Source organism: Streptomyces sp. NPDC001816 (genome assembly GCF_042892235.1).
Taxonomy (GTDB): domain Bacteria; phylum Actinomycetota; class Actinomycetes; order Streptomycetales; family Streptomycetaceae; genus Streptomyces.
On record NZ_JBIATY010000001.1, the window covers coordinates 776646 to 800207 of the forward strand.

Below are 23562 nucleotides of genomic sequence, written 5' to 3' on the forward strand. Positions count from 1 at the left end.
CCCTCACGAACCCTCCGGGAGCTCTCCGTGGCACACGCCGTCCGCTTCTACGAAACCGGTGGCCCTGACGTCCTCACCTGGGAGGAGGTGTCCGTCGGCGACCCCGGACCGGGCCAGGTGCGCATCCGGCACGAAGCCGTCGGCCTCAATTTCGCCGACACGTATTTCCGCACCGGTCTCTACCCGGTGCGGCTGCCCGACGGCATCGGTGTCGAGGCCGCCGGCGTGGTGGAGGCGGTCGGCGAGGGCGTCACGCACGTCACCGCGGGGGACCGGGTGACGTACACCGGAAGCCCTCTCGGTGCCTACAGCACCGAGCGGGTCATGGACGCCTCGCACCTGATCAGGCTGCCCCAGGGGATCAGCTGCGAGACGGCGGCCGCGATGACCATGCGCGGCCTGACAGCGGCCTACCTGCTGCGCAGGATCCACCCGCTGGGGGAGGGGGACACGGTGCTGCTGCACGCCGCCGCGGGCGGCGTGGGCCTGATCGTCTCCCAGTGGGCCGCACTGCTCGGCATCCGTGTGATCGGAACGGTCTCCAGCGAGGAGAAGGCGGAGATCGCCCGCGCACACGGATGCGAGCACGTCATCCGCTACCGGCACGAGGACGTGGCCGAGCGGGTGCGGGAACTGACCGACGGCGCCGGTGTACCACTGGTGCTCGACAGCGTCGGCAAGGACACCTTCGCGGGCTCGCTGGCCTCGCTGGCACGCCGTGGCCTGCTCGTCTGCTTCGGCACCGCCTCCGGTCCCGTACCGCCGATCGACGCCATGCAACTCGCCGTCCGGGGCTCGCTGTTCGTCACCCGGCCCGCCCTCGCCGACTACATCGCCGATCCCGCCGAACGCGGTGCCCTGGCCTCAGAACTGTTCGATCACGTCTCCTCGGGGCGCATCGCCATCGAGATCAACCAGCGCTACGAGCTGGAGGACGCCGTCCAGGCCCATCGCGACCTGGAGGCCGGGCGGACCGTCGGGTCCTCCGTCTTCGTCCTGTGAGCCCGGCACCCTCGACCCACCTCCCCTGGAGTGAGCACCCATGCCCGACACCCTGCCGTCTTCGGTGCGCTCCGGCGCACGGCGCACCTCGATCCAGGCCGAACCGCTGACCTGCACCATCGGCGCGGAACTCACCGGTGTGAACCTCGCGGAGGCGGCCCGCGACGACGACCTCTTCGCCGAGATCAAGAACCTGCTGCTGCGGTACAAGGTCCTCTTCCTGCGCGACCAGGACATCTCCCGTGCCGACCATGTCGCGTTCGCCTCGCGCTTCGGCCCGCTGGAGGACCACCCCGTCGCCGGCAGCGACCCCGACCACCCCGGACTGGTCCGGATCTACAAGGACCTGAACAGCCCCCCGGAGCACTACGAGAACGCCCTGCACACGGACGGCACCTGGCGGACGAACCCGGCGATGGGCGCCGTACTGCGCTGCGTCGAATCGCCCCCGGTCGGCGGCGACACGATCTGGGTCAACATGGCCGAGGCCCACCGACGGCTCCCCGAGCACATCAAGAGCCGGATCGAGGGGCTGCGCGCCCGGCACAGCATCGAGGCCACCTTCGGTGCCGTCATGCCCGAGGACCGGCGCCACGCGCTGAAGGAGCGGTTCCCGGACGCCGAGCACCCGGTCGTGCGCACGCATCCCGAGACGGGCGAGAAGATCCTCTTCGTCAACGCGTTCGCGACGCACTTCGTCAACTACCACACGCCCGAGAACGTGCGTTTCGGCCAGGACTACGCGCCGGGCGCGAGCCACCTCCTGACCTATCTGATCAGCCAGGCCGCGATCCCCGAGTACCAGGTGCGCTGGCGCTGGACTCCCAACAGCGTGGCCATCTGGGACAACCGCTCCACCCAGCACTACGCCGTCCAGGACTACTGGCCCGCCGTCCGCAAGATGGAGCGCGCCGGAATCGTGGGCGACAGACCGTTCTGACCTGCCACTTCCCGAGCAGTCGAGGTGATGACAATGGAGTTTCACACCACTGCGCAGTCCACGGCCAGGGCCGCGTCCGCGGTGGAATGGCCCGTGCCCAGACGCTATGCCTGGGCGGTCTTCGCACTGAGCTTCGGCCTGTTGCTGTCCGACTACATGTCCCGCCAGGTTCTCAACGCCGTCTTCCCGATGCTGAAGGCCGAATGGCTGCTGTCCGACGCCTCCTTGGGGTCCCTCAGCGGCATCGTGGCCCTTGCGGTCGGGGTGCTCACCTTCCCCATGTCCCTCATGGCCGACCGGTGGGGAAGGGTACGGAGTCTGCTGGTCGCGGCCACGATGTGGAGTCTGGCCACCCTGGGGTGCGCCGTGTCGGCGAACTACGGCGAGATGTTCGCCGGCCGGCTCTTCGTCGGCATCGGCGAGGCGGCGTACGGCAGTGTGGGGATCGCCGTGGTCCTCAGCATCTTCCCGGTCGCCCTGCGGGCCACCCTCTCCGGTGCCTTCATCGCGGGCGGCGCCTTCGGCTCGGTGCTCGGCGTCGCCGTCGGCGGCGCCGTGGCCCAGGCGGCCGGCTGGCGCTGGGCGTTCGCCGCGATGGGGATCTTCGGCCTGGTGCTCGCCGCGGTGTACGGCGCCGTGGTCAAGGAGAGCCGACTGGCACCGCGCGGCCGGCCCACCGGCGGCGAGGACGGCGCTCCGGCGCGCGGAGACCTGCGCGCCCACCTGCCCCGCCTGTTCTCCTCCGTCGCCGTCATCAGCGCCTACGTCGGCAGCGGACTGCAACTGTTCATCGCAGGTGCGCTCCTGTCCTGGCTGCCCAGCTTCTTCAACCGCTACTACGACATGGCACCGGCCAAGGCCGGCGGGGTCGCCGGCGGCTTCGCGATGATCATCGGCATCGGGATGATCATCGGGGGCGTCGTCTCCGACCGCATCAGCTCCGCCGCCCCGATCCGCAAGTGGGCCGTCGCCGCCGGCTGCAGCGTCGGCTCGCTCCTCCTGCTGACCCTTGCCTTCCAACTGCCCACAGGGCCAGCGCAGTTGCTGGCCCTGGCCGCCGGATCGCTGCTGTCGGCCGGCTCCGCCGGACCGGCGGCCGCCATGGTCGCGAACCTGACCCCGGCCGCCGTCGCCGCGACCGCGTTCGCCACCCTCACCCTGGCCAACAGCCTGCTCGGACTGGCCCCGGGGCCCGCGGTCACGGGCGCGCTCGCGGACCGCCTCGGCCTGCTGGGCGCCCTGCGCATCGTGCCCCTCGTCGCGGTCGTGGCCACGGTGGCCTTCCTGGTCGGCAGGCACTGGTACGAACGCGACCTCCTCCGCCTCGACGCCCCCGCCACGAAGGCGGAGCCCAAGCACCCGTCGGAGATTGCCTCATGAGCCCCACGGCGGAACCCACCGTGGTCATCGTCCCCGGTCTGCGCGACCATGTCGCGGACCACTGGCAGACCCGGCTGGCCGAACGGCTCGCCGAGGCCGGCCGTGCCGTCCGCACGGTTCCCCCGGCGGAGGGGAACCGGCTCGCTCTGGACGTCCAGGTCGGCAACCTGGCCGCGACGCTGGCACCGCTGGACGGTCCGGTCCTGCTGGTCGCCCACAGCGCCGGAGTCATCACCACCGTCCACTGGGCCCGGCGCCACCGCGCCGACGTACGCGGCGCGCTGCTCGCCACGCCACCGGACTTCGAGGCACCGCTGCCGGACGGATACCCCACCCCGGCCGAACTCGCGGACAACGGCTGGACCCCCGTGCCCCGGGCGCCGCTGCCCTTCCCCAGCCTCGTGGCCGCCAGCGCCGACGACCCGCTCGGCGCACCTGAGCGCATCGCCGGGCTGGCTCGCAGCTGGGGCAGCCGCCTCGTGGAGCTGGGCGCGGTCGGCCACCTCAACCCGGCCTCGGGACACGGCGAGTGGCCCCTGGCCGAGGAACTGATCCAGCTCGCGGCGCCCCGGTGTCCACAGCGGCTCGGTGTCCGGCCTCCTGGGTGACCTCCGGCGCAGAAGCCGGGTCTGCACCCGGCGGCCGACCCCGACCTCGGCGCCGTGCGCTCGGTCCTGCAGACGGAGTCGGCGATGTCATCGAACACCTGGCGGTGGGTGCACGACCGGCTCGCCCCCGGCGTGTGGCTGCAGTCGATCTGCGGCGGAACCGACGTCTGCTCCGCGCTCGCGGGCGGCTCCCCTCTCCTCCCGGTGCGTGCGGGCCGCATGGCCGGCTACTTCGGTACTTACCCGGGCGTGTGGCGGGAGGGTGACTGGATGACCATCGAATCGGACCTGTCGGTGGTCGTGTCCGGCCGTTCCGACTCCACGCTCAATCGCCTGGTGGTGGGGCTGGGGTCGGCCGACATCTATGCGGTGGTCGAGCAAACCGCCTCCGGGAGCGGATCACAGCGGCCGTCAGGCAGCAGCTGTCCCCACGCCATGTCCCCGACCTGATCGTGCGAGTGCCCGCGCTATCAGGGCCTAAGGGTCCGAGAGGGTCCGCCCTGTACGTGATAGCTGCGTCATAGCGGGTGATACGGCGAGGCCCGCCAGAAGCCGTTCCGACGGGGACAACGCCTGCCCGAGCAGCCGACCCGCCGCAGGAAGGCACTCCCCGGTGCGAAATACTCTCCCGATGAGTTCACGCACTTCCCCGATCAGCCAGCCGATCACGGTACGGAGGGCAGTCGCGCGGGATGCCAAACGGCTCACGCGGCTCGTGCGTGGCTCACGCGCCTACGCGGGTAAGTACGCAGCCGCAGTGGCGGGCTACCGGGTCGGTCCTGATTACATCGAAGCCCACCGCGCCTTCGTAGCCGTCGGCGCCGACGAGCATGGGGGCCGGGTCCTCGGGTTCTACTCGCTCGTCCTCGCTCCACCGGAGCTCGACCTGCTGTTCGTCGCCGACGAAGCGCAAGGACGTGGTATTGGACGGCTGCTCGTCGCGCACATGCAGTCCGAGGCCCGTGCCGCCGGGCTCGACCGTGTCAAGGTCGTGTCGCATCTTCCCGCCGAGGACTTCTACCACCGCGTCGGTGCAGTGCGGACCGGAACCGCGCTCGCGAACCCGCCCGCCGTGCCGTGGGACCGTCCCACATTCGAGTTTCGCATTCCTTACTGACAGCACTCCGCTGCTTGCTGCGGCCAACGTGACCCTCTGGTACTCGACCGGCACGGCAGTTGTGCCGGCGTGCTTTCCGGCAGCGGTGTCCGGTTCTCGCCGGTCCGCGGTAAATGCCTGGACTGAGGACCTATCCCGACGGGACACTTCCGACTTCAGAACCTCCGGGAGTGTGATGGGGACAACAGATACGCGAGGGCCGATGCCGGGCAGGAGTGCGGTCGTTCTCGCGCTGCGCCGCTACGGCCGGGAACTGCTGCGACTACGACGGCTGGCCCTGCCCGCGCTGCTGCTGCCGGCCGCGGGCAACATCGGCATCCGCTACGTCGCCCCCCTCCTGATCGCCAAACTGGCAGGACAGGCCGCCGACGACGGCGGCCTCACCCTCAGTAAGGCGCTGCCGTACGTGCTGGGGTTCGGCGTGACACTGCTGCTCGCCGAGGCCGTGTGGCGGGTCGGGCAGCACTGCCTGAACCGCGTGGACGCCCTCGGCATGGAACACCTGTACGTGAGCGGCATGGACGAACTCCTCGCCCAGGACGCGGCATTCTTCCACGACAACTTCGCCGGCTCCCTGACCAAACGGGTGCTGAGCTTCGGCAAGCGCTTCGAGGACTTCGTCGACACGGTGACGTACCGGATCGTGGGCAGTCTCGTCCCCCTGGTGTTCGGTGCCGTGGTGCTGTGGAGCTACGAACCGATGCTCGTCGCCGGCCTTCTCGTGATGATCGTGCTGACCGTGGTGGCCGCGACGCCTCTGATCCGTCGCCGGCAGAGGCTCGTCAATGACCGTGAGGCGGCGATCGCCCGGGTCTCCGGCCACGTTGCCGACAGCCTCGTGAACATGGAGACCATCCGGGCGTTCGCGGCCGAGGGGCGGGAGGCCGACGAACACCGCAGCCGTGTCGCGGATTCCCGGCGCCTGACGCTGAGGTCGTGGGACTACGGCAATCTGCGCGTCGACACCCTGATCGCCCCCATGTCCGTGCTGACCAATGTGCTGGGTCTGTTGGTCGCCATCGCCTTCGGTGGATCGGGCCAGGGAGTGGAGGAGGTCGTCGTCGCTTTCACCTACTACTCCAACGCGACCCAGATCATGTTCGAGTTCAACCAGATCTACCGGCGTCTGGAAAGCTCGATGACCGAGGCCGCGCAGTTCACCGAGCTGCTGTTGGATCCGCCCACCGTGCTCGACCCGACGGAACCCGAACCGCTCGCACCGCAGGACACCGGCATCCGCTTCGAGGCGGTGACCTTCGCTCACGCGGGCGCGAAGCCGATTTTCCAGGGACTCGACCTGGACGTGCCCGCAGGCGCACGTATCGGTCTGGTCGGCAGGTCCGGCGGCGGCAAGACCACACTCACCCGGCTCCTGCTGCGGATGTCGGACATCGACGACGGACGCATCCTGATCGGCGGGCAGGACATCAGCCGGCTGCGCCAGACCGACCTGCGCTCACTGATCGCCTACGTCCCGCAGGAACCCGCCATGTTCCACCGCAGCCTGCGGGACAACATCGCCTTCGCCCGGCCCAGCGCCACCGACGAGGAGATCCACGCCGCGGCCGCGGCCGCGCACGTCACGGAGTTCGCCGACCAACTCCCCTTCGGCTTCGGCACTCTGGTGGGGGAGCGGGGAGTGAAACTCTCGGGCGGCCAGCGCCAGCGTGTCGCGCTCGCCAGGGCCATCCTGCGCGACGCCCCGATCCTGCTGCTCGACGAGGCGACCAGCGCGCTGGACTCGGAGAGCGAACTCCTCGTCCAGGACGCCCTGTGGCGCTTGATGGACGGACGTACGGCCCTCGTGGTCGCCCACCGTCTGAGCACCGTCGCCGGCATGGACCGTCTCGTCGTCCTCGACCGCGGAAGCGTCGTCGAGCAGGGCACCCACGAGGAGCTGCTCGCGGCGAACGGTGCCTACGCCAAGCTGTGGCAGCACCAGTCGGGCGGCTTCCTCGGCGAGAGCACCGAGCCGGCCCTCGGACGTCCGGTCCCAGGAGCCGGTCCCAGCGGGCTGCCCGGACCGGCCGACCCGGCGCCGGACGGGGACCGCAGGACGTCGTCGCACGCTCGTACGGGCACCGGGTCCACGTGACCGAGCGGTCACGGACATCCTCGCCTGCCGGCGGCGTCATGCTGATACGTCCGTCGACTGAGGCAAACCGCGAAGGCGGACTTCCACCCCGCCATCCCCTGGGGCCCGCCTCGGCTGTCGAGCCTTCCTCGGGCAGTCGGCAGTACCGTCGTCTCAACCGTGGCGGCGACCGGCAGGCCAACGCCGCCCTGATGACGAGCCGTAGGCAGCCGCAGCCCTGGAGCCGCCTCGTCGGGGACGTCCGCGAGGCGGCGGTCCGGGATCAGGGCAGGAGGACGACCTTGCCCTGGTTGCGGCCGGCCTCGATGTCCGCGTGGGCCTGGGCGGCCTCGGCGAGGGGATAGGCGCGCCAGACGGGGACGTCGAGCTTGCCGGCGGCGATCAGGTCGGCCAGCTGCGGCAGGGCCTGCGGAAAGCGGTCCTTGGGGTCCATGCCGGTGAACCGCACGCCGTGCTCGGCGAACGACGGGTCGGCGATGGTGATGACCTTCCCCGCGTCGCCGACCAGGGAGACCGACTCGCCCAGCACGCCCGCGCCGGAGGCATCGAAGACGAAGTCCACACCGGCCGGGGCCGCGGCCTTGACCCGCCCGGCCCAGCCTTCGCCGTACCTGACGGCGGTGGCGCCCAGAGCGCTGATGCGCTCGGTGTCCTGCTCGGCGACGGTGCCGATCACGGTGACGCCCCGGGCGACCGCGAGCTGCACCGCGATGGCACCGACACTGCCGCCCGCACCGTGGATCAGCAGCGTCTGCCCCGCCTGCGCCCCGAGGTGCTTCAGCGCCCGGTAGGCGGCCTCGCCGACCGTGATCATGCCCGCGGCGGTCTCGAACGACAGGGCCTTCGGCTTGGCGAAGGGCGTCTGCAGCAGCGCGTACTCGCTGTAGCCGCCGACCGAGGCCACACCGAAGACCTCGTCGCCGACCGCGAAGCCCGCACCCTCGCCGGCCTTGTCGACTACGCCGGCGACGTCCCAGCCGGGCACGTGGGGGAAGGTCACCGGGAAGGCGCCCCCCATGATGCCCGCGCGGATCCGCAGGTCGATCGGGTTCACCGCGGCGGCCCGCACGCGGATACGGACCTGTCCCGGGCCCGGCTCCGGCGCGGGGATCTGCGATACGGAGAGGACCTCCGGCCCGCCGTACTCGGAGAAGGTGATCGCAGTAGACATCAGGAACTCCCTGGGAAAGGAAACCGCACACACCCTGAATCATTCAGAGCGTGTGATTGCCCTTCTGGTGTATCACACAAGACGTATGATTGGTGAGGTACTCGAAGCTGTGGCACTCATCACACATTACGTATGATTCATGGGTAGGATGGCCGTATGCCTTCCACGCCCGTCCACCGCCGCCAACCGGCGTTGAGCAACCCCCGCGTCCAGCGCACCCGCGCCCGCATCCTGACCGTCGCGCGTGAGCTGCTGCCCGAGGTCGGGCCGACAGGACTGACGTACGCCCTGCTGGCCGAGCGGGCCGACGTCACCCGCCAGACCGTCTACCGACACTGGCCCAACCGCGCCGCTCTGCTCTTCGACCTCATCCTCGAAGGCCCCGACCTCGGCGATTACCCCGAGCCGGGCAGCGACGTGCGCGTCGTGGCCACCGCCTGGCTGAAAAGCCTGCGCAACGGCATCAGCGACCCCGCCATCCGCACTGCCGTCCTCGCCGTCACCGCTCAGGCCGACCACGACCCCGACAGCGCCCAGGCTCTCGTCCGCATCGGCGCGGACCGCCACGCGGCCCTGAACAGACTGCTGGAACCCTCCGGCGTCCAGATCAACAACGACGAATACACGATGCTCTACGGACCCGTCCTGGCCCGGCTCTTCCTCGACCGCGGCCAGGTCACCGACACCTTCATCGACGTCGTCGTCACCCAGTGGCTCACCACCCTGGAACACACGGGCGCCCTGCCGTCCCACACCTCGGCCTGACCCGCAACTGGCCGCGGGCCGAAGCGACCAGGACTTGTCCGGATGGGGGCCCCTTGTGCGGCCACGAACCCACTCCCGCCATCCCCGCAGCCGCACCAGGCACAGGCCGGTTGGGCGGCCAACCACGGAAAGCTCCTCCTCAGCCCTGCGCCCAGGCTTCTTCCTCCGCGCGAGCCGTGTCATACGCCAGACGGGCGGTGGTGACCTGGGACAGGTGAGCGTCGGACCAGCCGGCGATGGCGTCGAAGACAGGGACGAGGGTGCGGCCCAGCTCACTGATGGCGTACTCGACCCTCGGCGGGATCTCGGCATGGTAGGTGCGAGTGACCAGGCCGTCCCGTTCCAGCTGGCGCAGGCGCTGGGTGAGCACCTTCGGTGTGATCGTCGGCAGGAGACGCTGCAGCTCGTTGAAACGCGAGCGTCCGTGGTGTTCAAGGGCCCACAGGATCGGGGTGGTCCAGCGGCTGAACACCAGCTCCACCACCGGGTTGATCGGGCACGCCTGCTGCGCCGGTCCGGTCACGGCATCTTTCCTTCCGCTCTAGCCCGTACTCCCCGTACTCAGCGGCTGGGCGCTTTCCTCAAGGAAACCACTATCCACAGGATACTAGCGTGGTGGTGTCAGCGAGCGGGCCGGCAGTGAGCCGGACCGCTCGGCGGTCAGCCGGCTGCCCGTCGTACCGACGGGTCGTCCGCACCACCGAAAGAGGCACCACCATGACGTTCCCCGCGCTGCCCGAGCGTGCGGGTGACCGGCCCGAGACCGGGCCCGAGGTCCCGCACCTGCAGTTCACCCAGCCCAGCCCGCCGCAGATCAGGGAGGAGCTGCGGCAGTGGATGGCCACCTCGCTTCCCGGCACCGTCTCGGGCCGCAGCGAGATCTCCGTCCCCAGCACCTGGGCGGTGTTCCTGAGCGATGCCGCCCCCGCACGCGGTGCCCGGCTGTTCCTGCCGCGCGGAAACGCGGAGTTCGTGCACCTGCACGCCGACGGCAGCCTGCACCTGGCTCTGGACCCGGCCGACCACGCCGCGTTCCTGGCCTCCGGATGGGGCGAGAAGCACCCGCTCTACGACCGTGGCGCCAATGTCGTCATGTTCTACGCCCCGCGCGACGAGGCCGAACTGGAGGTGGCCAAGAAGGTCATCGCCGCTTCCTACCGGTACGCCACCGGCCACGCGCCGACCGCCGGCCCCGCCGCGGTCTGACCGCTCTCCCCACCCAGCGCCGGGACGTCGGCGCAGGTGACCGGCATGACCGACGCATCCCTGCCGAGGGCTGCGTCGAAGCACCCGGCAGGCCCTCGTACGGCATCGACGCCGTCACCTCACCCACACCGCACCAGCCCAGCCTGCGGCTCCGCCCTGCCCATTTCCCGTGCCCAGGTCGGCCGGCAACTAGCACCGAGAGTCCGGTCTCAGTCCAGATGCGGGTCAGTTCGTCGTGCAGGACGTCACGGGTGATCGCGTCCAGGGCGGCGAACGGCTCGTCCATCAGCAGCAGCCGGCTGTCCTGGGCCAGCGCACGGGCCAGCGCGACGCGCTGCCGCATACCGCCGGACAGTTCGTGCACCCGCTTGCCGTACGCGCCCTGCAGCCGTACGAGTTCCAGCAGCCGCTCCGCCTCCTGCCGGCGCTCCGGCCCCGCGACCCCGCGCAGTTTCAGCGCGAGTTCGATGTTCTTGCCCGCGGTCAGCCAGGGGAACAGTGCGTGTTCCTGGAACATCAGGGCGGGTCGGCCGTCCGTATCGATCGAGCCGGTGGACGGCCGGTCCAGCCCCGCGACCAGGTTGAGCAGGGTGGACTTGCCGCAGCCCGAGGCTCCCAGGAGGGTGACGAACTCGCCCGGTGCGACATCGAGCGTGATGTCGTCCAGTACGAGCTGCTGTCCGCCGGGCGTGCCCGGGGCGTGGAAGGACTTCGAGACGTGCTCGATCCGGGCGGCGTGCGTCACCGCCGCGGCGTCCTCGGCAGCCTCGGTGATCGTGGCAGCCACGGTGATCGTGGCAGCCACGGTCGTCACCTCCTGGGAACTCGTCGGATCCGGTTGCCGTTACCGGGCGCCGAGACCGGCGTCACTGACCTCGCCCTTGCCCTGGGCCTTGAGGACCTTGTTGAGCAGGGTGAGGTCGTAGATGCCCTTCAGATTGGGCTTGTCCAGGAGACCGGCCTTGACCGCGTGCTCTGCCTCGGTGTTCAGGGTGGAGGCCAGCGGGTCGTCGAGGAAGGTGATGGACTTCCAGGCCGGGTCGATGACATCGGCGGGCAGCGCCTTGCCCGACAGCTTCTCCAGCGCCGCGTTGGCGGACGCCTTCGCCTTCTCCGGGTTGGCGTTGATCCACGCGTTGGTCTTCACCGAGCCGCGCAGCACGGCCTCGACGACGTCCGGGTGCTCCTTGAAGAACTTCTGCGACACGACGATGTTCGTGATCACGAACTTCTTGTCGGGCCACAGCGACGACTCGTCCAGCAGCACCTTGCCGCCCTCGGCGACGAGCTTGGACGCGGTCGGCTCCGGCACCCAGGCGCCGTCGATCGAGCCCGACTTGTAGGCGTCCGGGGTGATCTTGTTGTCCGTACGGACGACCGAGACGTCGCCCTTGCCGCTCTGAGCGTCGACCTTCCAGCCCTTCTCCGCAAGCCAGTTGAGGAACGCGACGTCCTGGGTGTTGCCGAGCTGCGGCGTGGCGATCTTCTTGCCCTTGACGTCGTCCAGGGACTTGATCTTCTTCGGGTTGACGACCAGCTTCACGCCGCCGGAGGCGGAACCGCCGATGATGCGCAGGTTCTTGCCGTTCGACTTGGTGTAGCCGTTGATGGCGGGGGAGGGGCCGATCCAGCCGATGTCGATGGAGCCGGCGTTCAGCGCCTCGATCTCGGAGGGGCCGGCGTTGAAGGTGGAGGGCTTGATCGTGGTGCCGCCGAGCTCCTTCTGGAACAGGCCCTCCTGGAGGCCGACCAGAGCGGTGGCGTGCGTGAGGTTGGGGAAGTAGCCGATCTTCACTTCGTCGGTGGAGAGCTTTTTGGCGCCTGCCGGGACCGCGGCCTGCTTGCCGTCGTCGGTGGCCTTGGAGCCGTAGCTGCAGGCGGTGAGCAGAAGGGGGAGTGCGGCTACGGCGGCGATGGTGCGCAGGGTGGTGAGCGGTCTTGCGGCAGACACGGCGGTGTCCTTTCAGGGGATGAGTGAGCAGGGAGATACGAAGATCCGAGGTGACTGCTTGTCGGCATGCACCGACACTCCACTCGTCGGCCGTCGGCGGCAGGCACGCCGTCGCGGGCTGAGAAATGGAACGTGGGGGACGCGGTCAGCCGGGGGTGTCCGAAACGCCGAACCGAGGCGGGACGGGCGGGAAAGCAGCGCTCGTTGGGAGGGAGGAGGCTCTGTGGCGTCAGAGGGGCCGACAGATGGCGCTGGAGGTATGGCCGAGGTCGATGTGCCGGCGCGAGGTCAGAAGAGGCAGCGACTGGGCTGTGCGGTCGAGCGTTCCCATGGCCACCCCCATAGATTCCTAGTTTTCCTACCTGGTTGCTAGGGATCGTGGCAGAAGGTGGCGCCGCCCCCAAGGGGTAGTTCACATGATGGACGTCGCCATCTCGCCTTTTGGGATCGGTGGGTGATTGGCCCAGCGTGTCAGGGGTTTACCCAAGCACCCGGGGCGTCGGTCAACGCGGAAACGTCGGCGGGCAGTTGGGCCGTTGCGACGTCGGCGAGCGACACGCCCTCGAGGATCTCGCGCACGTTGGACCGCAGCGCGATCCACAGGGGGAGCAGCGACTCGGCGGGGCCGGTGTAGGCCAGTTCCGGGGGGCGGACGCCGCGCACCGAGACCAGCGGTCCGTCCACAGTGCGGATGACGTCGGCGATGCTGATGGACTCGGCGGGCCTGGCCAGTCGGTAGCCTCCGTTGCCGCCGCGCTGGCTGAGCACGAGGCCGCCCCGGCGCATGTCGTTCAGGATGCTTTCGAGGAATTTGTGCGGAATGTCCTGGGCGGCGGCAATGGCCTCGGCTTTCAGTGGCCCGTCATCCCGTGACTCGGCGAGCTGCAGCGCGGCACGTACCGCGTAGTCCGCCCTGGCTGAGATCCGCATGTGCGCATTATCCCGTACGGCTTCGGTCGGTGTGCGTTGCGGGCGGGGCCGATGGGCAGGGGCGGGTGTCCCTGCCCGGCGGCCCCGGAGCTCAGGCTGCGGCGGGCGTGTAGTGGGCGGCTTCGTCGCCCTCGATGACGTGGCTGAGGGTGCCGTCGACACCGGCGGGGATGTCGCCCGCGACGGTCACCCGGTGCAGCAGGCGCGGCAGGTCGCCGTAGTCGTCGGGGGCGTAGTGCTGGGTGATGCGGTTGTCGAACAGGACGAGGTCGCCCGGTGTCCAGGTCACCCGCACGATGTTCTCCGGGCGGGTGACGTACGACTGGAAGATGCGCAGCAGGTCGCGGGAGTCGGACGGACCGAGGCCGACGATGCTCTGGGCGAAGCCGCCGATGAACAGCCCGCGCTCCCCGGTCTCGGGGTGGACGCGGACGACGGGGTGGGCGGTGCGGTACTTCCGGGAGACGAACCGCCTGCGGTGCTCGGCTGCCTGCTCGTTCTTCGGGGCGGCGTAGTCGTAGTCGTTGGTGTGTACGGCCCAGAGCTTGTCGGCGAGCTCGCGCAGCGGTTCGGGCAGGTCGCGGTAGGCGGCGGCCGAGTTCGCGATGAGGGTGTTGCCGCCGTAGGGCGGGATCACGATGCAGCGCAGCGTGGATGCCTTCGGGGGCGTACGGACGAAGGTGACGTCGGTGTGCCAGTGGTTGGCGCGGATGCCCTCGTCGCCGTCGACGGGCAGGATGTGGGGCTGGCCGTCGACGGAGGGGACGGTGGGGTGCGCGGTGGTGAGTTCGCCGAAGAGGGAGGCGAAGCGGAGCTGGCCGGCGTCGTCGAGGTTCTGGTCGCGGAAGACCAGCGCCTTGTGTTCCAGGAGCGCGGAGTTGATCTCGGTGACGACGGCGGGGTCGAGGTCGGTGGAGAGGTCCACGCCGAGGATCTCGGCGCCGATACGGCCGCCGATCCTGCGGATGTCGAAGCCGATGCTGGTGCTCATGTGCGGGTGTTCCTATCAGGAGGTGATCAGCGCAGAGGTGATCGGTCGGGAGGTCGTCAGGAGGTGATGGGCAGGGACGGTCCCTTGGACCCCGGTGGTCCGAGGGGAGGGCCGACGGCCCGTAGTGCGCCGGGTGTGCGGCCTCGTCCCCAGCCGATGTGCCGGCGGTAACTGCCGAGCAGGCCGGTACGGTCCAGGTGCTCCTCGTCGCGGGCGGTGGAGCCGTCGGGCAGCGGGCGGGTCACGGGCGCGACATACAGTGCGTCGGCCGGGCAGTTGGCCTCGCACTGGAAGCAGGTCTGGCAGTCGTCGCGGCGGGCGAGCACGGGTATGCCGTCCTCGCCGCGGTCTAATACGTTGGTCGGGCAGACCTTGATGCACTTGTCGCAGGTGATGCAGCGTTCCGCCGAGACCAGTTCGATCATGAGGCCACCTTCAGGGGTGCGGCTGGTGTCGCTGGTGCCGACGGGGCGGTGGTCAGGGGTTCGGTGCGGGTCCACACGCGGTCGAGGCCGCCCGTGACGATGTGGTGGTGCTGTCCGGGGTCCTGCGCGGGGAAGTCGAGCCGCTTGGCCATGCCTCGGGTCTCCGTGCGCGCCAGCGCCGAGGCGTACATCCAGCGGGCGTGCGCCGCCATCGCCGCCGCCTGCCGGGCCCGTACGGTGTCTCCGCCGCCGGCGTGCAGGGAGGCGCGAGTCTTCCCACACGCTGTCGAGCACCTCCAGCGAGGCAGTGAGCCGGTCGCCGTGGCGCATGTAGTTCTTCTCGTACGGCAGCACCTCGCCCTGAACCGCGGCGATGACGTCCCGGAAGCCGTAGGCGGAGCCCGGGGTGCCGGTGGGCCGGAGCCCGGCTCCGCCCGCGGCCACCAGGCGCCTCGTACCGGCGCGGACGCCGAGTGAGCGGGCATGGCGGGCCGCGCCCCGGCCGGCCCAGGTGCCGGAGGAGATGGCCCAGGCGGCGTTGTGGCTGCCGCCACCGGTGAAGCCGCCGCAGATCAGCTCACGGGTCGCCGCGTCCCCGGCCGCATACAGTCCGGGAACGGTCAAGGTCAGACAGGCAGGACGAACGGAGGGTGCGCTCCGTTGAGGAAATAGTCCCCGACATCGCGGAGCCGGTGGGCGACGGGCTCGTACAGGGTGTGGGTCCGGGCATTGCGCCAGAAGCGGTCGAAGCCCAGCCGCGAGGACGCGGAGCGGGCGCCGATGATGTCGAGGGCGCGGGCGGTGGACTCCTGCGCAGCCCTGGAGGCGGCGGCTTCGGCCATGGCTACGAGGACGGAGATCTCCGCGTACTCGTCGTAGGTGATGTCTTCGCCGTGTACGAGGCCGTCGTGCACGGCTGCCTCTGCTTGATCGGTGAGCGCGGACGCGGCGCGGGTGAGGACGGTGAGTTCTCCGTAGGCGGTGAGCACCTGCGGGTCCTGGGGGGAGCCGACCGGCCAGTCCGGGTGCCAGGGTGAGTGGCCCGCCCTGCTGTAGTCACGGGCCTCGGCGAGCACTCCCTCGGCCATGCCGAGGCGGAGTTGGACGGAGAGGAGACGCCCGACCGGCGATGCCAGAGCAGCCAGGGGCGACAGGACATCCTCGTCCGCGGACAGGGAGCCGAGTACGTCGTCGGCGGCGACCGGTACACCGTCGAACTCCACGCTCCCGCCGGCCGCGAGCCGCTGGCCGAAAGTGTCGGCGTCGCCGTCGATCCCCACCCCGTGATGGGCGGGATCGACGACGACGGCGAGTGGTTCGCCGGTGTCGGCCCGTACGGCCCGCACGGCGAGGCGGTCGGCGACCAGGACCCCGGTTGTGTAGCTCTGCCGACCGTCGAGCACGAAGCCGGCGGCTGTCCTGGCCAGCGTCAGAGGTGGTTCCTGGCGGGCGAAACCACCGCCCCAGCACCATTGCTCCGCCGCGGACTGCCGCTCGACCTGAGCGGCGAGAGAGGGCTCGGTGAAGAACCGGGCGCTCCACGACAGGAAGTAGTGACAGCCGAGCAGTTGACCGATCGCACCGTCGGCGGCGGCGATCTCCCGGACGACCGCGTAGGCCGTGGGCCAGTCCGCGCCGCCTCCCCCGAGCTCTGCCGGTATGAGGAGCGTCAGCAGCCCCGACTCGCGCAGCCGGGACACCTCATCGAACGGGGCCTTGCCCGCCTGCTCCCTGGCCACCGCGTCCGTGGCCAGGTCGTCCGCCGTCTCGCGGGCCACGCGCAGCCAGTGCGCACGGCCGGGCCCGGTCCGGTCGGAATCCGAGGCGGGGCCGGACGGCGCAGTGGCAACGCCCATGGTGGTGGTCTCCTCAAGGTCGGCGGCAGGATGCGGTGTTGGGGCTCTCTTGGCTGGGGCTCTCTTGCTGGTCGGGCACGTACTTGTAGCCCACGCGTCGTACGGTGACGATCCGGTGCCGGTGAGTCGTGCCGAGCTTGCGGCGCAGGCGCGCGATGTGGACGTCCACGGTGCGGCCGTCGCCGATGTGGTCGTAGCCCCAGATGCCGGCCATCAGCTGCTCACGCGAATGCACCTGGTGGGGATGGTGCACGAGATGTGCCAGCAGCCCGAACTCCAGGTAGGTGAGGTCGAGTTCGCGTCCATCCACCTCGGCGACGTGTCGCGCGGCATCGATGCGGATGACACTGCCTCCCGTCTGCTGCACGGGAGGTGAGTCCGTGTAGGCGACCGGTCGGATCTCCGGCCGTGGCACGTTCTCGGCGAAGAGCTGGGCGGGGTCGGTGCCCTCGGGGATGAGCACGAGGTAGCCGACGACTGGTGTGGAAGCGTGTTCCTCGGAGCCGCTCTGCGTGGTGTCGCCGACGAGGCGGAGATGGCGCAGGTCGGGAAGTGGCGCATTCGATGGAGTGGCCTGGGCTGGAAGTGCCGTGGTCATGGCGGTCGTCCTTCAGAAGTGCGTCGGGCCGTCAGGTGCAGCGGGTGGGTCTGCCTGATCGCCGGGGATGAGAGAAGGAACGGAGTGGCACGCGCGATGTGTGAGCCGCGTGCGCTACACGCGACAGCAGGCGGCGCTGACGACGTGACCAAAGTCGACATGCCGACGACGAACGAGTCGCTGCTGCGTGTGGGACATGTGCATCATCCTGCGCACCCGTTGGGCGGGCCGTCAATGCTTTCCTAGTAAATCGATAGGAAATGTAGGGAACGCAACACCGTGGGTGGGCTCACCGGCCACCGTCGGCCGCCGGGCGGGCGTCGGGCGCGGTCGCCCTGGCCAGCTGGGCACGAAGCGCGGCCACACGGACCCTGAGCCTTTGCAGAGGCGTGGGCGGCAGCGTGCGGGAGGAGCCGCGCGCGTAGTGGCGCTCGACGTAGAACTGCCCCGCGCTGAGCACGGTCGTGACGGCGATGTACCAGAGGGTGGCCACCATCAGCAGCGGGATGACCTGGTAGGTCTGGTTGTAGACCAGCTGCACCGAGTACAGCAGGTCGTGCACGGCCAGCACGCTGACGATGCTGGTGCCCTTCAGGGTGCCGATCAGCATGTTCCCCGCGGTCGGGACGATGGAGCGCATCGCCTGCGGGATGACGATCCGGCGCAGGGTGCGCCGCCTGCCGATGCCGAGAGCCTGGGCGGCCTCCGTCTGGCCGGAGTCGACGGAGAGGATGCCGCCGCGCACCACCTCGGCGGCGTAGGCGGCTTCGTGCAGGGTCAGGCCGATGACGGCGGTGAGGGTGGGGCCGAGCAGGTTGACCGTCTTGACGGTGACGAGCTGGGGCCCGAAGGGGATGCCGAGGCCGAGCGTCGGGTAGAGGGCGCCAATGTTGAACCAGAACAGCAGCTGCACCAGCAGCGGGGTGGACCGGAAGATCCACACGTATCCCCAACTCAGGGTGCGGAGCACTGGGTTGGTGGACAGCCGCATCACGGCCAGCGGGGTGCCGAGCAGGAAGCCGAGCACCATGACCACGCCGGTCAGCCACAGGGTGAGCAGCAGCCCGTCGAGTACGGCGGCGGTGGTGAAGTACCGGCCGACCACGTCCCATTGGAAGGCGCGGTTGCGTACGACGGAGTTGACCACCATCGCGAAGACCAGCAGCGCCGCCGTAGCCGTCAGCCAGCGGCCGACGTGCCGACGAGGCACGATGTGCGGCAGCTCGTCGCCGGGGCCTTGGCTGCTGGAGCCTTTGAGGTGGCTTGGGTGCGGGACGGCTGCGGAGACGCGGGAAGAAACGGTGATTTCGGACGGCGAGACCATCGGGAGGTTCTCCAGGGGAGGGAGGCGCGGGCGTCGGTGACCACCCGGCGGCGCGCGTTCGTGGATGCCGCGCCGACACAGCGCGGGTACGGGGCAATGGCTGGGTTTCGACGTCATCGCGTTCGCCGCGTCCCTCAACGCGGCCGGTACGGCCGCCGCAGCGCGGCGGAGCCGGTCCGTCCTCGATCGTATGGGCGCACCGTGCGCATGTGTCAACCACGCACAGGAACTGCTGGGCGCCGGTCCGGCATCCGGGCCGTGGTTGACGAGAAGCGAGATGTACTGCTCAATTAATCGCATGAATGCCGAGCAGCGCCTGGTCACCCGTGACCACATCGACTTCGGTCGGGTGTGGTCCGCCGCGTGTTGCGCCTGACGCGGCAGCGGGCCGTCCGACCGGCCCATTCCCTCCCTCGGTGACCCCGTCGCGGGCCGAGTTCCTCCCTTCGCGGCACCGTCGTACGCAATCGCTGAACACGCGCTGAACCCGCGTACGGACGGTCCTGCGAGACCTGACAGACGCTGCCGCCGCCCGACCTCGCCCGAGGCGCACGCCCCGGCGTCATCACACCTGCTCACCACCTGGTTTCCAGCACCCTGAAGCGCCGTCACACCCGGCCGCACCCAGGGCTGCTCCGCCGCGCCCGGCTACTGCCCACGGAGCGGCACGGCCCCAGAGGACTTGAGGAAAGGCCATCTCCCATGCCCGTGGAGTTCCTTGGCATCGCCGCCACCAACGACGGCTCAGAGACCACCCCGCGTTCCGGCGCCGCCTTCGACAAGGAGTACACGCTCCGGCTCGCCCGGGCGCACGAGGACCACGGCTGGGACCGCGTGCTGTTCGCCTACGGCTCCGGGTCTCCGGACCCCGCTCCGGCTGCCGCCTACATCGCGAGCAGGCTGGACCGCCTCCAGATCCTCCTCGCTCATCGGCCCAACGTCTCGTACCCGACCTTCGCCGCCAAGACCTTCGCCACCCTCGACCAGATCAGCGAGGGCCGGCTGACCGTGCACTTCATCACCGGCGGCAACGACCACGAACAGGGCCGTGAGGGCGACACCCTCACCAAGGACGAGCGCTACGCCCGCACCCGCGAGTACATCCGGATCGTCAAGAAGATCTGGACCACCCACGAGCCCTTCGACCACGAGGGCGAGCACTATCGCTTCCACGACTTCGTCAGCGATGTCTTCCCGGTCCAACAGCCCCGCCCGGACGTGTCGTTCGGCGGCTCGTCGCCCGCCGCGTACGCCGCCGGGGGCGCCGAGGCCGACATCTACTGCCTGTGGGGCGAGCCCCTGGCCAAGACCGCCGAACAGATCGAGGCTGTGAAGGCCGCCGCGAAGGCCGCGGGCCGCACCGAGCTGCCCCGCATCCAGGTGGCGTTCCGCCCGATCATCGCCCCGACGGAGGAGCTGGCCTGGGAGAAGGCCCACCGCACGGTCGGTGCGATCAAGTCCCGCAAGGAGAAGGGCGAGGCGATCACCAAGCGCCACAACGGGCATGCCGCGCCGCAGGCTGCAACACCTCAAAACGTCGGCTCACAGCGGCTCATCGCCATCGCCGAGGCGGGGGACCGCTACGACCGCGCCCTGTGGACCCCGACGGCCGCCGCCACCGGAGGCGCGGGCAACTCCAACGCCCTGGTCGGCACCCCGGAGACGGTCGCCCAGGCACTGTTGGACTACTACGACCTCGGCGTCGACATCCTCTCCGCCCGCGGCTACGACCTGCTGGGCGACGCGATCGACTTCGGCCGGTACGTGATCCCGATCGTCCGCGAGGAGGTCGCCAAGCGCGACGCCGAGCGGGCGGCCCGCGGCACGCAGAACCTGGCGGCGGTGAACGGATGACGTCCGCCTCCGAACTGACGATTACTCAGGTCTTCGTCGCCGACCCGAGAGTGAAGCCCCTGCTGCGCGAACTCGGTGACGAGTACGCACGACGCTACGGCAAGGACGCTCACGCCGAACTGGCCCGCTATCCGGACGAGGAGTTCACCACGCCGCACGGCGGCGTACTGCTCCTGCTCCTCGACCGTGGCGAGGCGGTCGCGGGCGGCGCGTTCCGCCGGTACGACGAGACGACAGCCGAGCTGAAGCGGATCTGGACGCACTCCGCCCACCGGAGGCGCGGTCTGGCCCGACGCGTCGTCGCCGAGCTGGAGCGCGAGGCGAGCGCCCGCGGCTACCGGCGGATCTACCTGACCACCGGTCCGCGCCAGCCCGAGGCTCGCGGCCTGTACCTGACGACCGGCTACATCCCGCTGTTCGACACCGAGGCCGACCCGGAAACCATCGGGCCCCTGCCGTTCGAAAAGCACCTGCCGGCCGCACCACACCGAGGAAAGGCAGCCGACCTGTGAGCGTCCGTGGCATCGGAACCCGCCTGCGCATCGCCGCCGCCATCGCCCTGCTGCCCGTACTGGCGCTGACCGCCTGTGGCTCCGGCGACACCTCCGGAACCATACCGGCGGGCGCTCAGGCATCCCCCGCGCCGACCGACGATCCGGTCGCCTCCGTACACAAGGTGGACTCCGTCGCAGCCCTGCTGCCCGCAGACGTCCGCAAGGCGGGCACGCTGCGGGTCGGCAGCTCGATCGGATTCCCGCCCGGGGCGTACTACCCCAACGGGCAGGACAAGCCGCCCGCGGGCCAGGACATAGACCTCGCCGACGCGGTGGCCAAGGTCCTCGGCGTGAAGCTGGAGCGCCAGGACGCCTCCTTCGAGACGATCCTGCCCGCCCTCGGCAGCGGCAAGTACGACGTCGGCACCGGAAACTTCGGGGTCACGAGCGAGCGCCTGAAGACCATCGACTTCGTCACCTATATCAACGACGGCCAGGGCTTCGCGGTGAAGACGGGTGGCACTGCGCTCAAGACGAAGGTCACCGACCTCACCCAGCTGTGCGGGCTGACCATCGGCACCGGGGCCGGCACCACCTTCGAGGCGACCCTCACCGCGCAGAAGGGGGTGTGTGCCAAGGCGGGCAAGAAACCGTACGACGTCAAGGTCTACTCGGAGAACGGGGCGACGCTCACCGCGCTCCAGCAGGGCCGCATCGACGTGATCATGTCGACCATCAACGGCCTGCGCTACCAGGCCGCACAACCCGCCGCGCAGACCACCTTCCTCGGCGACTACCACCGCCTCGACGTCGGCTTCGCCTTCAAGAAGGGCTCCCCGCTCACCAAGGCGTTCCAGTCCGCCGTCAACGAGCTGATCAAGAACGGCGCCTACGCCCGAATCCTCAAGAAGTGGGGCACCTCCGCCTCCGCGATCGAGACGTCGCGGATCAACCCGCCCGAACACACGTAACGAGTAAGCAGGAACACCACGATGGGACTCACCACCGATTCCGCCTCCGCGCCACCCGGCGCGGCCTCCCCGGGCACCGGCCCCGAAACACGGTCCGCCCCGGACGACCCGGCCTCGCTCAAGGTCGTCCCCGCCCGCCACTACGCCCGCTGGGTTGCGGCCGTGGCCGTGGTCGTGCTGGTCGCCCAGTTCGCGCACGGGCTGGTCACCAACCCGGTCTGGGAGTGGGGCGTCTTCCGCGACTACGTCCTGTCCGAGACGATCGTCCAGGCGGTTGGGGTGACCCTCCAGCTCACCGCGTACGCCACTGTGCTGGGCTTCCTCCTCGGCACCGTCCTGGCGTTCATGCGGTTGTCGCGCAGCCCGGTACTGCAGACCGTCGCCTGGACCTACATCTGGATCTTCCGGTCCATCCCGATGATCGTCCAGCTGGTGTTCTGGTTCAACCTGAGCGCGCTGTACAGGGAGTTGGGCGTCGGCATCCCCTTCGGTCCGGTGTTCTGGTCCGTCGACAGCAACAGCCTCATCGGCAGCATCGGTGCCGCCGTCATCGGACTGACGCTGCACCAGGCCGCCTACGCCGCGGAGATCGTCCGCGGCGGCGTCATCGCCGTAGACCACGGGCAGCTGGAGGCCGCCGCCGCGCTGGGCATTCCACGGCTGCGCCAGATTCGCCGGATCGTGCTGCCGCAGGCCATGCGCGCCATCCTGCCGACGGCCGGCAACGAGATCATCGGCCTGCTCAAGGGCACCTCGGTGGTCTACGTGATGTCCATCGGTGAGCTGTTCTACCAGGTGCAGGTGATCTACGGCCGCAACGGCCGGGTGATCCCGCTGCTTCTGGTCGCCACCGCCTGGTACGTGGTGCTGACCTCCCTGCTGTCGGTCGCCCAGTACTACGTGGAGCGGCACTTCGCCCGGGGCGCCAACCGCACCCCGCCGCCCACCCCCGTCCAGCGCGCCCGCCGCTTCGTCCGCGACCTGCGTGCCGCGGCGGCACAGCGTCACCAGCCCGTCGTACCCCTGAAGCCCTTGGGAGACAGCCGATGAGCGACGTGACGGTGACCGTCAAGGACGTGAAGTCGACGGTCGACGACGTGATGGTGGACGTCCACGGCGTCCACAAAAGCTTCGGTCCGCTGGAAGTGCTGCGCGGCGTCGACCTCCAGGTCCGCGCCGGCGAAGTCACCGTCATCCTCGGCCCGTCCGGCTCCGGAAAGTCCACGCTGTTGCGCACCATCAACCACCTGGAGAAGGTCAACCGCGGCTGGATCAGCATCGACGGCGAACTCATCGGCTACCGCCGCTCGGGCGCCAAGCTGCACGAGCTGAAGGAGAAGGACGTTCTGAAACAGCGCACCCACATCGGGTTCGTCTTCCAGAACTTCAACCTCTTCCCGCACCTGACCGTGCTGGACAACCTCATCGAGGCTCCCGTCTCCGCGCTGCGCCGACCGCGCAAGGAAGCGGAGGAGAGGGCCCGTCGGCTCCTCGACCGGGTCGGTCTCGCCGACAAGGCGGGGGCCTACCCCCGGCAGCTGTCCGGTGGTCAGCAGCAGCGCGTCGCCATCGCCCGCGCGCTCGCCCTCGAACCGAAGGTGCTGCTGTTCGACGAGCCCACCTCTGCGCTCGACCCGGAGCTGGTCGGCGAAGTCCTCGACGTCATCAAGGACCTGGCCCGCACCGGAACCACCATGATCGTCGTGACCCACGAGATCGGCTTCGCCCGCGAGGTCGCCGACACCGTGGTGTTCATGGACGGCGGTGTCGTCGTGGAACAGGGCCCGCCCGCGGCCGTACTGGACGACCCGCAGCACGAGCGCACCCGCGCCTTCCTCTCCAAGGTCCTCTGACCGCCCCTCACCCCTTTCGCCCTCGCAAGGA

The 23562-nt window shown here is 69.8% G+C and carries 25 protein-coding genes; 14 read left to right on the forward strand and 11 right to left on the reverse strand.

Translation table 11 applies throughout. From position 1 onward, the window contains the following. The first annotated feature begins 27 nt into the window (after positions 1-27). The 7 genes from ACFYZZ_RS03425 to ACFYZZ_RS03455 all read left to right on the forward strand — a co-directional run bounded on the left by ACFYZZ_RS03425 (position 28) and on the right by ACFYZZ_RS03455 (position 7142). Positions 28-1002, forward strand: coding sequence for a quinone oxidoreductase family protein (locus tag ACFYZZ_RS03425; RefSeq protein WP_389170974.1), 975 nt, complete (start codon positions 28-30; stop codon positions 1000-1002). A gap of 40 nt (positions 1003-1042) precedes the next feature. Then, a complete protein-coding gene (locus ACFYZZ_RS03430) occupies positions 1043-1942 on the forward strand; it encodes a TauD/TfdA dioxygenase family protein (RefSeq protein ID WP_389170977.1) in 900 nt (299 codons plus the stop codon). 93 nt (positions 1943-2035) lie between these two features. Then, on the forward strand, positions 2036-3322 hold the full coding sequence (locus ACFYZZ_RS03435) for an MFS transporter (RefSeq protein ID WP_389170980.1): 1287 nt from the start codon (positions 2036-2038) through the stop codon (positions 3320-3322). Beyond that, entirely contained in the window at positions 3319-3930 is a 612-nt protein-coding gene (locus ACFYZZ_RS03440) for an RBBP9/YdeN family alpha/beta hydrolase (protein WP_389170983.1), read from the forward strand. Before ACFYZZ_RS03435 ends, ACFYZZ_RS03440 begins: the two co-directional genes overlap by 4 nt. Positions 3931-4014: 84 nt before the next feature. Next, on the forward strand, positions 4015-4380 hold the full coding sequence (locus tag ACFYZZ_RS03445) for a hypothetical protein (protein WP_389170986.1): 366 nt from the start codon (positions 4015-4017) through the stop codon (positions 4378-4380). A 181-nt stretch (positions 4381-4561) separates the two neighbouring features. Next, complete coding sequence (locus ACFYZZ_RS03450; RefSeq protein ID WP_389170989.1) at positions 4562-5047, forward strand: GNAT family N-acetyltransferase; 486 nt, start codon at positions 4562-4564, stop codon at positions 5045-5047. Positions 5048-5222: 175 nt separating this feature from the next. Further along, positions 5223-7142 carry an ABC transporter ATP-binding protein gene (locus tag ACFYZZ_RS03455; RefSeq protein ID WP_389170992.1) on the forward strand — a complete coding sequence of 640 codons (1920 nt, stop codon included), beginning with the start codon at positions 5223-5225 and terminating at the stop codon, positions 7140-7142. Positions 7143-7404: 262 nt separating this feature from the next. On the opposite strand, the gene ACFYZZ_RS03460 is transcribed toward ACFYZZ_RS03455, so the two are convergent. Next, complete coding sequence (locus tag ACFYZZ_RS03460) at positions 7405-8313, reverse strand: NADP-dependent oxidoreductase (RefSeq protein ID WP_389170995.1); 909 nt, start codon at positions 8311-8313, stop codon at positions 7405-7407. Between the two features lie 156 nt (positions 8314-8469). Between ACFYZZ_RS03460 and ACFYZZ_RS03465 the strand changes: the two genes are divergently transcribed. Continuing rightward, positions 8470-9078 (forward strand): TetR/AcrR family transcriptional regulator, encoded by a 609-nt coding sequence (locus ACFYZZ_RS03465; protein WP_389170998.1) that lies wholly within the window; start codon positions 8470-8472, stop codon positions 9076-9078. 139 nt (positions 9079-9217) lie between these two features. Here the strand turns inward: ACFYZZ_RS03465 and ACFYZZ_RS03470 are convergent, their stop codons facing one another. After that, positions 9218-9601, reverse strand: coding sequence for a winged helix-turn-helix transcriptional regulator (locus tag ACFYZZ_RS03470; protein ID WP_389171001.1), 384 nt, complete (start codon positions 9599-9601; stop codon positions 9218-9220). Positions 9602-9795: 194 nt separating this feature from the next. Here ACFYZZ_RS03470 and ACFYZZ_RS03475 point away from each other — a divergent pair, with 194 nt between their 5' ends. After that, the gene (locus tag ACFYZZ_RS03475; RefSeq protein WP_389171003.1) at positions 9796-10284 is read left to right on the forward strand and encodes a luciferase family protein; all 489 of its coding nucleotides are present in this window, start codon (positions 9796-9798) and stop codon (positions 10282-10284) included. Here the strand turns inward: ACFYZZ_RS03475 and ACFYZZ_RS03480 are convergent. The 9 genes from ACFYZZ_RS03480 to ACFYZZ_RS03520 all read right to left on the reverse strand — a co-directional run bounded on the left by ACFYZZ_RS03480 (position 10220) and on the right by ACFYZZ_RS03520 (position 18359). Beyond that, entirely contained in the window at positions 10220-11071 is an 852-nt protein-coding gene (locus ACFYZZ_RS03480) for an ABC transporter ATP-binding protein (protein WP_389171992.1), read from the reverse strand. The two genes, ACFYZZ_RS03475 and ACFYZZ_RS03480, sit on opposite strands and share 65 nt — an antisense overlap. Before the next feature lie 57 nt (positions 11072-11128). Further along, on the reverse strand, positions 11129-12235 hold the full coding sequence (locus ACFYZZ_RS03485; RefSeq protein WP_389171006.1) for an ABC transporter substrate-binding protein: 1107 nt from the start codon (positions 12233-12235) through the stop codon (positions 11129-11131). Positions 12236-12706: 471 nt separating this feature from the next. Beyond that, the gene (locus ACFYZZ_RS03490; protein ID WP_389171009.1) at positions 12707-13165 is read right to left on the reverse strand and encodes an RrF2 family transcriptional regulator; all 459 of its coding nucleotides are present in this window, start codon (positions 13163-13165) and stop codon (positions 12707-12709) included. 91 nt (positions 13166-13256) lie between these two features. Beyond that, positions 13257-14156 (reverse strand): TauD/TfdA dioxygenase family protein, encoded by a 900-nt coding sequence (locus tag ACFYZZ_RS03495; RefSeq protein ID WP_389171012.1) that lies wholly within the window; start codon positions 14154-14156, stop codon positions 13257-13259. A 56-nt stretch (positions 14157-14212) separates the two neighbouring features. Continuing rightward, positions 14213-14581, reverse strand: a complete 369-nt coding sequence (locus ACFYZZ_RS03500) for a 4Fe-4S dicluster domain-containing protein (RefSeq protein WP_389171014.1) — start codon at positions 14579-14581, stop codon at positions 14213-14215. Then, on the reverse strand, positions 14578-14793 hold the full coding sequence (locus ACFYZZ_RS03505; RefSeq protein WP_389171016.1) for a hypothetical protein: 216 nt from the start codon (positions 14791-14793) through the stop codon (positions 14578-14580). The genes ACFYZZ_RS03500 and ACFYZZ_RS03505 overlap by 4 nt, the downstream gene beginning before the upstream one ends. A 414-nt stretch (positions 14794-15207) precedes the next feature. Beyond that, on the reverse strand, positions 15208-16437 hold the full coding sequence (locus ACFYZZ_RS03510; protein ID WP_389171019.1) for an acyl-CoA dehydrogenase family protein: 1230 nt from the start codon (positions 16435-16437) through the stop codon (positions 15208-15210). 13 nt (positions 16438-16450) lie between these two features. Next, positions 16451-17035, reverse strand: a complete 585-nt coding sequence (locus ACFYZZ_RS03515; protein WP_389171021.1) for a winged helix-turn-helix domain-containing protein — start codon at positions 17033-17035, stop codon at positions 16451-16453. 289 nt (positions 17036-17324) lie between these two features. Then, entirely contained in the window at positions 17325-18359 is a 1035-nt protein-coding gene (locus tag ACFYZZ_RS03520) for an amino acid ABC transporter permease (protein ID WP_389171024.1), read from the reverse strand. Positions 18360-19061: 702 nt separating this feature from the next. On the opposite strand from ACFYZZ_RS03520, the gene ACFYZZ_RS03525 reads away from it, so the two are divergent. The 5 genes from ACFYZZ_RS03525 to ACFYZZ_RS03545 are packed head-to-tail and all read left to right on the forward strand — an operon-like array spanning position 19062 to position 23531. Next, positions 19062-20213 carry an LLM class flavin-dependent oxidoreductase gene (locus ACFYZZ_RS03525; protein WP_389171026.1) on the forward strand — a complete coding sequence of 384 codons (1152 nt, stop codon included), beginning with the start codon at positions 19062-19064 and terminating at the stop codon, positions 20211-20213. Next, positions 20210-20725, forward strand: a complete 516-nt coding sequence (locus ACFYZZ_RS03530; protein WP_389171028.1) for a GNAT family N-acetyltransferase — start codon at positions 20210-20212, stop codon at positions 20723-20725. Before ACFYZZ_RS03525 ends, ACFYZZ_RS03530 begins: the two co-directional genes overlap by 4 nt. Next, complete coding sequence (locus ACFYZZ_RS03535; RefSeq protein ID WP_389171031.1) at positions 20722-21678, forward strand: ABC transporter substrate-binding protein; 957 nt, start codon at positions 20722-20724, stop codon at positions 21676-21678. The genes ACFYZZ_RS03530 and ACFYZZ_RS03535 overlap by 4 nt, the downstream gene beginning before the upstream one ends. A gap of 21 nt (positions 21679-21699) precedes the next feature. Further along, positions 21700-22728 carry an amino acid ABC transporter permease gene (locus tag ACFYZZ_RS03540; protein WP_389171034.1) on the forward strand — a complete coding sequence of 343 codons (1029 nt, stop codon included), beginning with the start codon at positions 21700-21702 and terminating at the stop codon, positions 22726-22728. A 50-nt stretch (positions 22729-22778) separates the two neighbouring features. Continuing rightward, a complete protein-coding gene (locus ACFYZZ_RS03545) occupies positions 22779-23531 on the forward strand; it encodes an amino acid ABC transporter ATP-binding protein (protein WP_389171994.1) in 753 nt (250 codons plus the stop codon). Positions 23532-23562 lie beyond the last annotated feature (31 nt).

Bases quoted from the DNA above. Each gene is read 5' to 3' on its own strand.
- ACFYZZ_RS03430 (WP_389170977.1), top strand. From the start codon at position 1,043: ATGCCCGACACCCTGCCGTCTTCGGTGCGCTCCGGCGCACGGCGCACC.
- ACFYZZ_RS03440 (WP_389170983.1), top strand. From the start codon at position 3,319: ATGAGCCCCACGGCGGAACCCACCGTGGTCATCGTCCCCGGTCTGCGC.
- ACFYZZ_RS03445 (WP_389170986.1), top strand. From the start codon at position 4,015: ATGTCATCGAACACCTGGCGGTGGGTGCACGACCGGCTCGCCCCCGGC.
- ACFYZZ_RS03450 (WP_389170989.1), top strand. From the start codon at position 4,562: ATGAGTTCACGCACTTCCCCGATCAGCCAGCCGATCACGGTACGGAGG.
- ACFYZZ_RS03455 (WP_389170992.1), top strand. From the start codon at position 5,223: ATGGGGACAACAGATACGCGAGGGCCGATGCCGGGCAGGAGTGCGGTC.
- ACFYZZ_RS03460 (WP_389170995.1), bottom strand. From the start codon at position 8,313: ATGTCTACTGCGATCACCTTCTCCGAGTACGGCGGGCCGGAGGTCCTC.
- ACFYZZ_RS03465 (WP_389170998.1), top strand. From the start codon at position 8,470: ATGCCTTCCACGCCCGTCCACCGCCGCCAACCGGCGTTGAGCAACCCC.
- ACFYZZ_RS03475 (WP_389171003.1), top strand. From the start codon at position 9,796: ATGACGTTCCCCGCGCTGCCCGAGCGTGCGGGTGACCGGCCCGAGACC.
- ACFYZZ_RS03490 (WP_389171009.1), bottom strand. From the start codon at position 13,165: ATGCGGATCTCAGCCAGGGCGGACTACGCGGTACGTGCCGCGCTGCAG.
- ACFYZZ_RS03495 (WP_389171012.1), bottom strand. From the start codon at position 14,156: ATGAGCACCAGCATCGGCTTCGACATCCGCAGGATCGGCGGCCGTATC.
- ACFYZZ_RS03500 (WP_389171014.1), bottom strand. From the start codon at position 14,581: ATGATCGAACTGGTCTCGGCGGAACGCTGCATCACCTGCGACAAGTGC.
- ACFYZZ_RS03505 (WP_389171016.1), bottom strand. From the start codon at position 14,793: ATGGCGGCGCACGCCCGCTGGATGTACGCCTCGGCGCTGGCGCGCACG.
- ACFYZZ_RS03510 (WP_389171019.1), bottom strand. From the start codon at position 16,437: ATGGGCGTTGCCACTGCGCCGTCCGGCCCCGCCTCGGATTCCGACCGG.
- ACFYZZ_RS03515 (WP_389171021.1), bottom strand. From the start codon at position 17,035: ATGACCACGGCACTTCCAGCCCAGGCCACTCCATCGAATGCGCCACTT.
- ACFYZZ_RS03520 (WP_389171024.1), bottom strand. From the start codon at position 18,359: ATGGTCTCGCCGTCCGAAATCACCGTTTCTTCCCGCGTCTCCGCAGCC.
- ACFYZZ_RS03525 (WP_389171026.1), top strand. From the start codon at position 19,062: ATGCCCGTGGAGTTCCTTGGCATCGCCGCCACCAACGACGGCTCAGAG.
- ACFYZZ_RS03530 (WP_389171028.1), top strand. From the start codon at position 20,210: ATGACGTCCGCCTCCGAACTGACGATTACTCAGGTCTTCGTCGCCGAC.
- ACFYZZ_RS03540 (WP_389171034.1), top strand. From the start codon at position 21,700: ATGGGACTCACCACCGATTCCGCCTCCGCGCCACCCGGCGCGGCCTCC.
- ACFYZZ_RS03545 (WP_389171994.1), top strand. From the start codon at position 22,779: ATGGTGGACGTCCACGGCGTCCACAAAAGCTTCGGTCCGCTGGAAGTG.